The 12,961-nt window shown below is 42.3% G+C and carries 16 protein-coding genes; 15 read left to right on the top strand and 1 reads right to left on the bottom strand.

All coding sequences use genetic code 11. The features are described from left to right. The first annotated feature begins 200 nt into the window (after positions 1-200). The 4 genes from trmB to coaD are packed head-to-tail and all read left to right on the top strand — an operon-like array spanning position 201 to position 2,561. Positions 201-1,160, top strand: coding sequence for a tRNA (guanosine(46)-N7)-methyltransferase TrmB (gene trmB, locus VB083_RS02950; protein ID WP_213701069.1), 960 nt, complete (start codon positions 201-203; stop codon positions 1,158-1,160). Next, positions 1,157-1,555 carry an SAM-dependent methyltransferase gene (locus tag VB083_RS02955; protein ID WP_213690219.1) on the top strand — a complete coding sequence of 133 codons (399 nt, stop codon included), beginning with the start codon at positions 1,157-1,159 and terminating at the stop codon, positions 1,553-1,555. Before trmB ends, VB083_RS02955 begins: the two co-directional genes overlap by 4 nt. Further along, positions 1,552-2,064 (top strand): RsmD family RNA methyltransferase, encoded by a 513-nt coding sequence (locus VB083_RS02960; RefSeq protein WP_307880014.1) that lies wholly within the window; start codon positions 1,552-1,554, stop codon positions 2,062-2,064. Before VB083_RS02955 ends, VB083_RS02960 begins: the two co-directional genes overlap by 4 nt. Next, a complete protein-coding gene (gene coaD / locus VB083_RS02965; protein WP_213690217.1) occupies positions 2,061-2,561 on the top strand; it encodes a pantetheine-phosphate adenylyltransferase in 501 nt (166 codons plus the stop codon). Before VB083_RS02960 ends, coaD begins: the two co-directional genes overlap by 4 nt. On the opposite strand, the gene VB083_RS02970 is transcribed toward coaD, so the two are convergent. Next, positions 2,537-3,763, bottom strand: coding sequence for a nucleotidyltransferase family protein (locus tag VB083_RS02970; protein WP_213695722.1), 1,227 nt, complete (start codon positions 3,761-3,763; stop codon positions 2,537-2,539). The two genes, coaD and VB083_RS02970, sit on opposite strands and share 25 nt — an antisense overlap. Positions 3,764-3,862: 99 nt before the next feature. Here VB083_RS02970 and VB083_RS02975 point away from each other — a divergent pair, with 99 nt between their 5' ends. The 11 genes from VB083_RS02975 to fabF all read left to right on the top strand — a co-directional run bounded on the left by VB083_RS02975 (position 3,863) and on the right by fabF (position 12,954). Then, on the top strand, positions 3,863-5,059 hold the full coding sequence (locus VB083_RS02975; protein ID WP_213690215.1) for an acetate/propionate family kinase: 1,197 nt from the start codon (positions 3,863-3,865) through the stop codon (positions 5,057-5,059). A 23-nt stretch (positions 5,060-5,082) separates the two neighbouring features. Then, complete coding sequence (locus VB083_RS02980) at positions 5,083-5,652, top strand: YceD family protein (RefSeq protein ID WP_213690214.1); 570 nt, start codon at positions 5,083-5,085, stop codon at positions 5,650-5,652. A gap of 20 nt (positions 5,653-5,672) precedes the next feature. Next, positions 5,673-5,879: a 50S ribosomal protein L32 gene (gene rpmF / locus VB083_RS02985; RefSeq protein ID WP_213690213.1), complete on the top strand. Its 207-nt coding sequence runs from the start codon at positions 5,673-5,675 to the stop codon at positions 5,877-5,879. A gap of 170 nt (positions 5,880-6,049) precedes the next feature. Then, entirely contained in the window at positions 6,050-6,628 is a 579-nt protein-coding gene (fapR, locus tag VB083_RS02990; protein WP_323401730.1) for a transcription factor FapR, read from the top strand. A gap of 20 nt (positions 6,629-6,648) precedes the next feature. Then, a complete protein-coding gene (gene plsX / locus VB083_RS02995; RefSeq protein WP_213690211.1) occupies positions 6,649-7,647 on the top strand; it encodes a phosphate acyltransferase PlsX in 999 nt (332 codons plus the stop codon). A gap of 2 nt (positions 7,648-7,649) precedes the next feature. Then, positions 7,650-8,648 carry a beta-ketoacyl-ACP synthase III gene (locus VB083_RS03000; RefSeq protein ID WP_213695720.1) on the top strand — a complete coding sequence of 333 codons (999 nt, stop codon included), beginning with the start codon at positions 7,650-7,652 and terminating at the stop codon, positions 8,646-8,648. Next, positions 8,638-9,606, top strand: coding sequence for an enoyl-[acyl-carrier-protein] reductase FabK (gene fabK / locus VB083_RS03005; protein WP_323401731.1), 969 nt, complete (start codon positions 8,638-8,640; stop codon positions 9,604-9,606). Before VB083_RS03000 ends, fabK begins: the two co-directional genes overlap by 11 nt. Positions 9,607-9,624: 18 nt before the next feature. After that, positions 9,625-10,578, top strand: coding sequence for an ACP S-malonyltransferase (gene fabD / locus VB083_RS03010; protein WP_213690208.1), 954 nt, complete (start codon positions 9,625-9,627; stop codon positions 10,576-10,578). Positions 10,579-10,580: 2 nt separating this feature from the next. Next, positions 10,581-11,321 (top strand): 3-oxoacyl-[acyl-carrier-protein] reductase, encoded by a 741-nt coding sequence (fabG, locus tag VB083_RS03015; protein ID WP_213699391.1) that lies wholly within the window; start codon positions 10,581-10,583, stop codon positions 11,319-11,321. Between the two features lie 36 nt (positions 11,322-11,357). Further along, positions 11,358-11,609 carry an acyl carrier protein gene (gene acpP, locus VB083_RS03020; RefSeq protein WP_213690206.1) on the top strand — a complete coding sequence of 84 codons (252 nt, stop codon included), beginning with the start codon at positions 11,358-11,360 and terminating at the stop codon, positions 11,607-11,609. Positions 11,610-11,715: 106 nt separating this feature from the next. Then, positions 11,716-12,954: a beta-ketoacyl-ACP synthase II gene (gene fabF, locus VB083_RS03025; protein WP_213699390.1), complete on the top strand. Its 1,239-nt coding sequence runs from the start codon at positions 11,716-11,718 to the stop codon at positions 12,952-12,954. The last annotated feature ends 7 nt before the right edge of the window (positions 12,955-12,961 follow it).

A 12,961-nucleotide genomic window follows, 5' to 3' on the forward strand; every position in this document is an offset into this window, starting at 1 on the left:
ATTCTAAAATCGCATTTTTCAAAAAAGACAAAAAAATCCATTCTGACATTCGCGTTGATATTATCACAATGAAAAGGACTGTCAATGTTATGATAGTCACGAATGGTATAGACTCTTTATTTTTTATAAAGCTCTGCAAGGAGAACTAAAAGGCTGTTATAATCTATCTGCTTTTAAGTTTTGCTCTTAAGGAGGCGTTGATGCCTGTGGCTTTTGTAACTCTTAAAGATGTTGTAATACGACCTGAGTTTATGCAACTTCCTTTTAAACTTTCCCCTTATAAGAAAGAGGAGGGAAGGGATATTGTAGAAATAGGTTTTGGCAACGGCGAATTCCCCGTTTATATGGCAAAAAATAATTCTCAAGATACCTTTTGGGGAATAGAAGTTTCACAAACATGTGTTTTGAAGGCAGCGAAAAGAGCGCGGAGCTTGGGAATCGCGAATTTATTCCTTATGTGTGGGGATGCACGTTTCTTACTTAGAGAGTGTTTTGAAGATGAGAGCATCGATAAGGTCTATATGAATTTCCCATGTCCTTGGCCAAAATCTCGCCATGAGAAAAGAAGAGTTACATATATTGGTTTCGCAGATATGTTGGCAGCCGTTCTTAAATGTGGTGGAGTTTTCGAACTCGTTACAGATGAAGAATGGTATGCGGAAGAGGTTCGAGATGTTTTATCTTCACACAATGCTCTTCAATTGCGTACTTTCGAGAGGAATCCATCTCGTCCGGTAAAGACGAAGTATGAGAGAAAATGGCTGGCACAAGGTAAGGATATTTTTCTGGTTCAGATAGAGAAAAAAGAGAGATTTACAGTAGAACGCCTCATAAAGGAGGAAGAAACGGTGAACACAAAAATAGAGACTAGTGCATGGACTTTGGCAGACCTTGATTCACTCAATGGGTATGAGGGAACTGAAGAAGATTGCCATTGGACATATAAAGGATACTATACATCGCCTGAGGGTGCCTTTCTTATTCAGACCATAGCATCCGATGGTGGTTTTGAGCAGCGTTATTTTTTAAAGCTGGTAAAGAAAGAAAATGAGACTCTTATAAAACTTGATAGTAATTGTGCAGCTTTTAGAACACCTGCATTAAAAAGATCACTTTATTATCTTGCTGATTATCTGGGCAGGGTAGTTGATCGTTCATGAAGGGGTATTGTGTTAAACCTATTGGTATTGTGAAATCTTCTATAGGCGAACCTGTTTCTCCTGATTCATTTAAGGAACATCATTCTAGCATTCTTCTTGATCCTTTTTATCTTCCTGCTTTTGAAGACATAAAGGAGGGCACCGAAATTTTAGTGATTTTTCGCTTTCACAGGTCTTCTGCCTTTCCTTTTCAGGTTCATCCAAGGGGAGATTTGCGTCGGCCGTTGCAGAGTGTTTGTTCAACATGTTCTCCCCGTCGTCCAAACTTTTTGGGAACGACTCGTTGTCGACTTTTGAAAAAAGAGGGGAACACTCTTTTTGTTGTTGGTCTTGATGCCATAGACGGTACTCCAATTCTTGATATCAAACCCTTTGTAATGGAGTCTTTCAAATGAAGGACGTACGTCCTACATCATCTAAAGTTCTTCAGGCGTTATTTAATATACTGGGGTCTCTTCAAGAGGTGGCTTTTCTTGATCTCTTTGCTGGTACCGGAAAGGTTGGTGCTTTTGCTTATGAGCGGGGAGCAAGGCCAGTTGTAGAGGTTGAGCTTGTGCGTAAGAGGGCTGAAGCTATTCGCAAAAATTTTAAAAAAGAGATAGATAGCGATTCTTATATTGTGCTATCAATGGATATACGAAGGGCTTTGCAGTGGTTACAGAAAAAAAATCATTCTTTTGATATTATTTTTGCAGATCCCCCTTATGAAGAAGGGTGGCCCAATAGAATTCTGGATCTTCTGAAAGAAGCACCTGTTATTTTGAAAGATAATGGTTTAATTATAATAGAGCATTCAATACGAGAGCCTATTATAATTCAAGGTGACGATTTTATTGTGACAGACTCACGTACTTATGGAGATACGAACCTCACCTTTTTAAAGAAGAAGGAGGTCTTTGAATGAAACGCCCTATACGTGCTGTTTACCCGGGGTCTTTCGATCCTATTACGAACGGTCATATTTATATAGCGGAAAGGGCAGCTGCTTTGTTTGACGAACTTGTTGTCAGCGTGTTGCTTAATCCTCAGAAAAAAGCAACTTTTAGTGTAGAAGAGAGAAAAGCAATGGCTAGAGAAGCATTAAGTCATCTTCCTAATGTAAAGGTGAATTCGTTTACCGGACTTCTTGTCGATTTTTTACGCCAAGAGCGAAGTCGTATTATCATTCGTGGTCTCCGTGCTTTATCGGATTTCGAATACGAATTTCAACTAGCTCTCATGAACAGGCAATTAGCGCCGGACATAGAAACATTATTTATCGTTACGGAGGCTAAATACTCGTATCTTTCAAGCCACGCAGTGAAAGAGATTTTCCATTTTGGAGGCCCTGTTCAGGAAATGGTTCCTCCAGGGGTATATCGTCGGCTGCGAGAACGTTACCCTAAGCCGTTTTCCAATTGATAAGGGATTGCTCGTAATTCATGTTCTGTGTACGGAGTATCTACGAGATATTCCCATAATGTCGATGCAATATTCTCAAGTTGGAGTAACCGACGAGATGGTCCTCTGAAAGAAGGAATATATCCTCTGGTAATAATGGGTAACGTTGTTTTGCTACGCATCTCTTTTAGCAATTTTTTCCCGCGGGAAGAAAAACCGAGAACACGTATATATTGAGGTCCCAGCCGTTGAAAGGCTCTGTTTTCCCAATGTTTGATGCCTAAAAGCCAATCAATGGCGAAGCGTTGAATTGTCCCCTTTGTGTAACGCTTAGATGTTGCTTGTGATACGAAATCATCCCAGGAAAGAGAGGTTCCGGCCAATTTATAAAATAGGTTTTCGAGACCTTCTTTCATCTCTGCTGTTTTTGCAATTTCTTGAGGTGTGCTTCGTAAAAGACTTGTTTGGAGAAAGGGCCATAATTTTTGGGCAGAGTATGCAATCCGACCACTCTTGCAGGCTTCTTCTATGAGAGATCGGGAAAAGGATGGAAGAGCATCAAGTATGTTTTCCTGTTTTCCTCCTCTATATGCTTTTCGTATCGCTGAGGCACTTGCCCATGTTCCTTGAAAAGTTTCGTCGTGGTAGCCAGCTCCCTTTCTCTCTATAGGAACACAATGTAATGGGTATTTGTTTTTTTCGATGTGAAGAAGATACGCCAATGCAAGGGAGTTATTAGGTTGAGAGAGTATTGAACCTGAATCTGGAATTAATGCTTCCAGAGCCGAAGCACGCGCTTTCACATATGAAAAGCCTTTTTCAAGATATCTTCTGAGTTCTCTCTTGAAAGGTTCAGGTTCGTGAATTAGAATGTCAAGGATTGTGGATAAATCGCAATTATGGTTTTCCATACCAAAAGAAAGATGGGTTACACTGTGACATGCTGCCAGAATATCTACCGCTCCTGCGGCAAAAACTCCGGCATTATGGCATGAAAAAAATACAGGTAGTTCTAATACTACGTCTGCGCCGGCTTCTAAGGCGAGAGCTGTGCGTTGCCATTTATCTAAAAAAGCAGGTTCTCCTCTTTGTGTAAAATGGGAAGAAAGAACGACGACGATTTCTGAAGCATCTGTTTTCCGTGTTGCTTCATTTAACTGAAAAACATGCCCGTTATGTAAAGGGTTATACTCAGCGATGATGCCAACAACATTTTTTGACATAGGTAATCACGCTTTCTATAAATATATAATAATACAGATACTCTTAAAGATACCCTGTAGAATTCTATCAGGTCAAGGAGAGGGAGGAATCCAAAAGCAATGAAAGTATTGGTTATTAACTGTGGAAGTTCATCTTTGAAGTATCAGCTTTTCGACATGGAGACAGAAGCTGTTCTCGCTAAGGGATTGGTTGAGCGTATTGGTATTGAAGGTTCTCGAATTAAGCACACGAAGGTTGGAATGGATGCTGTCATTCGTAATACAGAAATTTCTAACCATAAAGTGGCTATTAAATATGTTCTTGAGGCCCTTCTTGATCCTCAGCATGGGGTACTTAAGAGTCTTGATGAGCTCAATGCCGTAGGGCACAGAGTCGTTCACGGTGGAGAGAAATTTGCACGTTCAGTTATGATCGATAAAGATGTTATCGAAGCTCTTCAGGAGTGCGTGCCTCTTGCACCTCTTCATAACCCAGCAAACCTTATGGGCATTGAAGCTATGCAGGAAGTTCTTCCCAATGTTCCTCAGGTTGGAGTTTTTGACACAGCTTTCCACCAGACAATGCCTGGACAGGCTTATATGTACGGTGTTCCTTATCACTATTATGAAAAGTACAGAGTTCGCCGTTATGGCTTCCACGGAACAAGCCATTTCTATGTTTCTCATAGAGCAGCTGACTTCCTTGGTAAAAAAGTTGAAGATCTTAAGATTGTCACATGCCATTTAGGAAACGGAAGCTCCATAACAGCTGTTGATGGCGGAAAATCTGTTGATACTAGCATGGGATTCAGCCCCCTCCCCGGAGTTATCATGGGAACACGTGCTGGTGATGTTGACCCTCAGCTTCTTACATTCCTTGCTGAGCAAGAAGATCTTGATCCCAAAGCCATGAGTCACATTTTGAATAAAGAAAGTGGACTCCTTGGTATCTCTGGTGTAAGCAGCGACCTTCGCGATGTAGAGGAAGAGGCAGAAAAGGGTAACAAACGCGCAGAATTGGCAGAGTCTATGCTTTATTACGGTATTAAAAAGTATATTGGTGCTTATGCTGCTGCTATGGGTGGCATAGACGTGCTTGTTTTTACTGCTGGTATCGGAGAAAATAGTGCTAAAGCTAGAGAAAAAGTATGTAGCGGTCTTGAGTTCCTTGGTGTTAAACTTGATGCAGAGAAAAACAACATCCGAGGAAAAGAAGCTGTTATCAGCACAGACGATTCTAAAGTAACGGTACTTGTAATCCCGACAAACGAAGAACTTGTAATTGCTCGAGATACTAGAGATATCGTCTCAAAGTAAGACAGAAAGAAGGAGGAAATCTCATGGCAATTACTGATCTGCCGTCTGACTGGTCATTTTGGGTGCATTTGCCAGACAGGGAGGAAGGGCCGGATGTGGTAGATGCTTCTTGGCAAATAGAGATGAAACAATCTATTGTTTTTGCCCAAGAAGAATTTTCTTTTCTTTCTCCGTTGCAGGTTGTCGCTCATGTAAGTTGGGCTGATCAGTCTGTCATGGTCCAGATTGAACTGGAAACTACACTTTCAGTTCCCTGTGTTCGTTGTCTTGAACTAACAGATATTGCATTACAGACACATTTCATGTATCTTTACTCTTTGCGGGATTCTGTTACATCTGAGCGAGAACAAGAATCAGATGAGCATCTAGTTTTGGTAGACGCTTTGGAGAATAAATTAAATATTACTCCGCAGGTATGGGAAAGTCTCATATTGAGCCTTCCCACCAACCCTCTTTGTAGAGAGGATTGCAAAGGACTTTGTCCTGTTTGTGGCGCTTCTCTCAACGATGGTGATTGTGGCTGCAACCGTGAGACTAGAGACCCCAGACTCGCAGATTTGCTAAAAATCAAGAAAGAAGATTTGGAAGCTTAAGGAAAAGGAGGGGAACGAGTATGGCAACACCTAAAAGTAGAGTTTCTCATGCACGTACGCATAAAAGAAAAGCAAATTGGCTTGGATCTGCTACTGCACCTGGACTTACAACTTGTCCGCACTGTGGAGAGATAATTATGAATTATCGTGCTTGCCCTGAGTGTGGATACTACAGAGGCCGTAAAGTTGTAAAAACGGGAGAAGAAGTAGTAGCCGAGGAAGCATAAGATTTAAGATTAAAATGAGGCGTGAGCTGCATCGAATTGATTTGGCTCACATAAAATAGCGGAGGGCATGTGTCCTCCGCTATTTTTTTCTTGACCAGAAAGCTGAAAAATATTATACTGACCCAGTCATCAGATCAGATATTAGTACCAGGTCTTAAAAACTGGAGGTTGTGACGATTCGTTCGAAACGGAAAAAGCAAAGACAGGAAAAGCTATTAAAGTTTTTAGAACAGAATCCGCTTTATACAGACAAAGAATTAGCTGATGCTTTAGACGTTAGCGTCAGTACCGTCCGTCTTGATCGTGCGTTACTGGGAGTGCCAGAGCTAAGAGAACGTACTAAAAATATGGCCCAAAGGGCTACAAGCAAACTGCGTTCATTGAAACAAAGCGAAGTTGTAGGAGACCTTCTTGAACTCGAGCCCAATAAATGGGCGCTGTCAGTCCTTCAAACAAAAAAAGATATGGCATTCCGCCATACAGATTATGTGTGTGATCATTATATATATTCCCAGGCTAGTTCAATTGCAATAGCGGTAGTTGAGGCCGATATGGTCATAATCGATTCAATGAGTGGCGAGTATAAGAGCCATGCTAAGGTTGGGGATGTTTTGATCGCTCGTGCAAAAGTTGGTGTGCATAAGGATAATAAATATATCGTTAGTGTGCGAACTCGGGTTGGAGATCATGAAATTTTTGTAGGCCGTTTTATAGCCGTGGTCATAAACTCCCTCGAGACGAGAGATTAAGAGGGGAGGCAAACGTAACAATGTTATTGGCTGTTGATGCCATGGGAGGCGATAATGCTCCCCACGAACCTTGTAAAGGTGCGATATTGGCGTGTAGAAAATTTAGAGATCTGGAGATCGTCCTTGTAGGGGACCGTTCTCAAATAGAACCAATTATAGATCAGGCAGAGATTGATGTTCGAAAGAGACTCTCAATAGTCCATACAGAAGAGTTCATTTCTATGGATGAGCATCCAAGTCAAAGTATTCGTAAGAAGAGACACTCCAGCTTACGTCTTGCTATGGAAATGACGAGAAATGGGGAAGCTCAAGGTTGTGTCTCTGCAGGGAATACTGGTGCTATTGTTGCTGGTGGAGTCTTGGTTGTTGGAAGAATATCAGGAATAGACCGTCCTGCACTGGGAGTTGCTCTTCCTACGTTGAACAAGTATACCTTTCTTTTAGATGTGGGCGCTACAGTTCGAGCCAAACCAATAAACCTTTATCAATTTGCACTGATGGGAAATATTTATTCAAAGTGTATTTTGGGAGTGCCGTCCCCTGAGGTAGCGCTTCTTTCTAATGGCTCGGAAGACATAAAGGGCGATGAAGTTATTGCGAGTGCACGAGAGATGTTGAAAGCTAGCTCATTGAAATTTACTGGATATGTAGAAGGCGACGAAGTCCCCTTTAGTAAGGCAGATGTTGTCGTTTGCGATGGTTTTTCAGGAAATGTAGTCTTAAAATTCGCCGAAGGTGTTATACAAGCCGTCTATTCAATTGCAAAAGAGGAATTTGGACGGAGAGTATTGCCTAAAATAGGAATTCTTTTTATGGCCCCAATGCTTAAAGATTTGTGGGGGCGTTTTAATTACGAAAAACATGGAGGGACTCCTCTTCTCGGTGTAAATGGCGTGGTTATAAAAGCTCATGGACGATCTAAAGCTCCCGCTGTAGAAAGTGCAATACGAGTAGCGAGAAACTTTGTTTTACAGAAGGGTGTCGATCTCATTTCTGATGAGCTTGGCAAGGAGGTATAGTAATGGGTCAGTTAAATGGTCGTGATGTTGCGATTCTTGGGACTGGAATGTATGTTCCTAAAAGAATAATGACCAATAATGATTTGTCTGAAATGGTTGAAACAAATGACGAATGGATTCGGGAACGAACAGGGATTCGTGAAAGACGAATTGCAGCTGAAGGTGAGTTGACAAGTGATCTTGCCTATAAAGCGTCTTTAGCCGCATTGAAAAAGAGTGGAGTTTCTGCATCAGAGCTTGACATGGTTATAGTTGCAACCAATACTCCAGACACCCTTTTCCCTGGAGTGGCTCCTAAATTGCAAGGGAAACTTAAGGCTTCTCATGCTGGAGCTTTCGACGTACAGTCGGGATGTACAGGATGTATTTATGCTCTTACTGTTGCGATGACAGGCGTTAGCTGCGGACTTTGGAACAAGGTGCTCGTTGTCGGTGCTGAAGTATTGTCTCACGTTATTAACTGGGAAGATCGCAATACATGTGTTCTTTTTGGAGACGGTGCAGGAGCTGCTGTTCTTGGCCCTTCCGTTGAAGGCACAGGACGTTTCATATCTGCGGAGCTTCGTGCTGATGGCACAAAATCTGACTTTATAACCCTCCCTGGTGGACTTATTGAGAACCCCGCTTCGGAGAAAACGATTGCAGAAGGACTTCATTATGTTCACATGAAGGGAAATGATGTTTTTAAATTTGTAAATCGTGTTCTACCTTCTTTTCTCAAAAAGTTTGTTTCGGCATCTGACGTTGATCCTTCTGAAATTGATTGGTGGTTATTCCATCAAGCTAATCTCCGTATTATAGACGGAGTTATGAAACGTCTTGGAGCTGATCCTGAAAAGACATGGGTAAATCTTGATCGTTATGGAAATACGTCTGCTGCGTCTGTTTTCCTTGTTCTTGCAGAGTTGTTTGAGAGCGGAAAATTAGAAAAGGGGCAGAAGATGGTCCTCTCTAGTTTCGGAGCCGGGATGACATACGGTTCAATTCTGTATGAGATGTAAGGTGAATATTTTGGTTTGGAAAAACAGAGTAACGCAGCTCCTTGGTGTGCAATATCCACTCATACAGGGGGGTATGGCTTGGGTCGCTAACGCAACTTTAGCAGCAGCGGTAAGTAATGGGGGCGGTATTGGCCTCATAGGAGCCGCTAACATGCCGCCTGAGATTTTAGAGCAAGAGCTGATTCGTGCCAGAGAATTGACGGATAAACCCTTTGGACTGAATATTATGCTTATGTCCTCAACTGCTGATGCTGCTATGGAATTAGCAGCTAAGCACCGTGTTCCTATAGTGACAACAGGAGCTGGAAGCCCAGGAAAAGTTATTGAACGATTAAAACCCTTGGGAACAGTCGTTATTCCTGTAATTGCTTCGGTTGCTCAGGCTAAGCGCGTAGAGAAACAGGGTGCTGATGCTGTAGTTGCTGAGGGTACTGAAGCGGGAGGGCACATAGGTGATTTGACGACGATGGTTCTTGTTCCACAAATTGTTGATTCTGTGAATATTCCTGTTATTGCTGCAGGAGGCGTAGCCGATGGCCGTGGAATCGCCGCAGCCTTCAGCCTTGGCGCAGAGGGAGTTCAGATTGGAACTCGAATGGTTTGTTGCTCAGAATGCACCGTTCATCAAAACTACAAAGAAGCAATTTTAAAAGCCAGAGATAGAAGTAATGTAGTAACAGGTCGGCCAACTGGTCATCCTGTACGTTGTTTGAAAAATAAATTATCAGCACGGTTTGAAGAACTTGAAAATGCGGGAGCTTCAATAGATGACATAGAAAAATTAGGAACAGGGCGTTTGAGAGCGGCTGTTGTAGATGGAGACATTGAATGGGGCTCTGTTATGGCTGGCCAAAGCGCCGGAATGATAAACGATATAAAACCAGCGGCTGAGATAATTCAAACTATGTTTAATGAGGCTGCTGATGTTATATCCAGACTTCCACATTTTGAATTTTAAAGAATCGAGGTGTCACAAATGAAATATGCAGTAGTTTTTCCTGGTCAGGGAGCTCAAGAAGTAGGAATGGGAAAAAGTTTATATGACACCTTTGATGTAGCTAGGGATGTATTTGAAAGAGCAGATAAAGCACTAGGTTTTAAACTGAGTGACATTATTTTTAATGGTCCAGACGAGAAACTTACTCTTACTGCTTTTACGCAGCCAGCTATTTTAACGGCGAGTATCGCCGCATATTCAGTATTGACAGAAGCTTTCGGAGTTTCAATAGATGCAGATTATTTCGCTGGCCATAGCCTTGGCGAATATACTGCTTTGGTTGCCACGGGTGCTCTTTCGTTAGAAGATGGCGTTCGTTTGGTTCATCTTCGTGGCTCTCTTATGCAAGAGGCGGTTCCTGAAGGAGTCGGTGCAATGGCAGCTCTTATTGGACTTGATTCCGATGTGGTTTGTGATATATGTGCTGAGTTAGCACCGAATCAAGAATGCCAGCCTGCAAATTTTAATTCGCCTGGGCAAATTGTTATCTCGGGTAAGACTTCCTTTGTTGAAAAAGCAGCAGAAGAGGCTAAAAAAAGAGGAGCTCGTAAGGCAATAATGCTGAAAGTAAGCGCTCCATTCCATAGCTCCTTAATGAGGCCAGTTGCCGATCAGCTTCAGAAGGCTTTTGAGGAATGCGAGTGGCATGTTCCCTCGCGACCGGTTATAGCCAATGTTTCGGCAAAACCAGTTTCCACTGTAGAAGATATACAGAGTGCGCTATACCATCAGACATATAGTCCTGTTTTATGGACAGATTCTGTTATGTATATGGTTTCGCAGAATATAGATTCGTATTTGGAATTAGGGCCAGGAACTGTCTTGGCTGGTTTAATTAAGCGTTGCCAGAAGGGGCTTAAGACGTATTCTGCGATGAATGAAGAAGAGTTACGGGCTATAGCTGCCCTTTTCCAGGAGGAAGGAGCGGAATAGATATGCCAGAGAAGATAGCACTTGTTACAGGCGGAGGTAGAGGGATAGGAAAAGCTATTGCTTTGGAACTCGCTTCACGTGGACACAATGTGGCCATAAGTTACAACAGAAGCGAAAGCGAAGCAATGAACGTCTGTAAGGAAATAGAAGCTATGGGTGTTAAAAGCTTAGCTGTGAAATGTGATGTTACCGACGCTGAGCAAGTAGAGGCTCTTTTTTCAACAATAGAAGATTCATGGGGTATTGTGGAGATTCTTGTAAACAACGCAGGAATAACAAAGGATAATCTTCTGATGCGAATGAAAGATGATGACTGGGATAAAGTAATTGCAGCTAACCTTACCTCAGTATATCGTTGTTCAAAACGAGCCTTGAAGAAGATGGTAAAAGCACGATGGGGGCGTATTATTAATATCTCTTCTGTTGTCGCTTTGATTGGAAATCCAGGCCAGTCGAATTATTGCGCATCAAAAGCTGGAATTGTCGGATTTACCAAAGCTGTTGCGAGGGAATATGGGGCCCGCGGAATTACTTCAAATGCTATTGCTCCAGGTTTCATTGAAACTGATATGACATCCATCTTGAAAGATGAGATTAAACAGTCTATGCTGTCTCAGATTCCTTTAGGTAGAGCTGGAGTTCCTGAAGATATTGCAAAGGTTGCAGCTTTCCTTGCTTCAGATGATTCTGCATATATAACAGGTCAGGTTATTGCCGTCGATGGCGGAATGACTATGTGTTAAATTTATATTATGATGTGAGGAAGGGGGTGAAGGAGAATGAAAAAAGAAGAAGTGTTAGCACGCCTGAAAGAAATTATCATCGATAGATTGGATGTTGAAGAAAGCCAGATCGTTCCGGAGGCTTCTTTTGTTGAAGATCTTGGAGCTGACTCTCTTGATATTGTTGAGCTCATCATGGGTATTGAGGAAGAGTTCGACATTGAAATTCCTGACGAGGATGCGGAAAAGCTCACTTCCGTAGGGGAAGCAATGAAATATACCTTCGACAAGCTTGGAGTAGAAGAGTAAGTCAACAAATAAATGCATTTACAAGGCCGGAGGACACAGGTGTACACCTCCGGCCTTCTCAAAACTGAGAAATGCCCTATCCTTGAACGGTGAGGAGTGACGTATTTTGAGAAGGGTAGTTATCACGGGGTTAGGAGTAGTAAGCCCAATCGCGAATGGTAGGGAAAATTTTTGGCAGGCTCTTAAAGAAGGAAAAAACGGAGTCTTCCCTTTTTCAACATTTGATGCCAGTGATCTTCCTGTGACATTTGGTGCTGAGATTAAAGATTTTGACCCTACGCTTTGGCTTGACAAAAAAGAGGCAAAAAGATCTGATCGGGTTATTCATTTTGCTGTAGCAGCAGCTGATATGGCAGTCGAAGATGCCCATCTTGATATTAGTAGCCTGGATTCGAATAGATTTGGTGTTTATATTGGAACAGGACAGGGTGGCATAGAAACCACTTTTAACAATTTTAAAACTCTGATGGAAAAAGGACCGAGGCGTGTAAGCCCCTTCTTTATTCCTATGATGATCAGCAACATGTCTACTGCATATGTTGCTATTCGCTATGGAGCTAAAGGGCCTAATATGTGTGTTGTTACAGCATGTGCCACAGGAACAAATAGTATAGGTGAAGCCTACTACTCAATAATGAGGGATGACGCAGATATCATTCTTGCTGGAGGAACGGAAGCAGCTCTTCGTTCTATCAGTATTGCAGGTTTTGCTGCTATGAAGGCTCTTTCCACTAGAAATGACGAACCACAACGGGCATCTCGTCCTTTTGACAAGGATCGCGATGGTTTTGTAATGGGGGAAGGGGCAGGTGTTCTCGTTCTTGAGGACTTAGAGCATGCTTTAAAACGCGGTGCTACTATATATGGAGAAATTGTAGGATATGGTTCTACATGCGATGCGAGCCATATTACTGCACCTGATCCTCAAGGGGATGGAGCGGTCAGAGCCATGCGACAGGCCATGCGACAGGCAAAATGGCTTCCTGAAGATGTTGATTATATTAATGCTCACGGAACCTCTACAGAGCTTAATGATAAAATGGAAAGCATGGCAATTCGCACATTGTTTGGTGAGTATACCCCCAATGTTCTTGTCAATTCAACAAAATCAATGATCGGACATTGTCTTGGAGCTGCCGGAGCATTAGAAACAATAGCAGCGTTACAGTCCATAGTGGAAGGTGTCGTTCATCCTACGATCAACTACGAAACACCTGATCCTGATTGTGGAGTCAATGTTGTAGGCCAGGAGGCTGTACATAAATCTGTGTCCCGTCTTTTAGTTAATAGCTTCGGATTTGGTGGACATAATGCAGTTATAGCAGTACAGAAATACGAGGAGTAAGATAAAA

It is taken from the genome of Aminobacterium sp. (genome assembly GCF_034926885.1).
Lineage (GTDB): Bacteria > Synergistota > Synergistia > Synergistales > Aminobacteriaceae > Aminobacterium.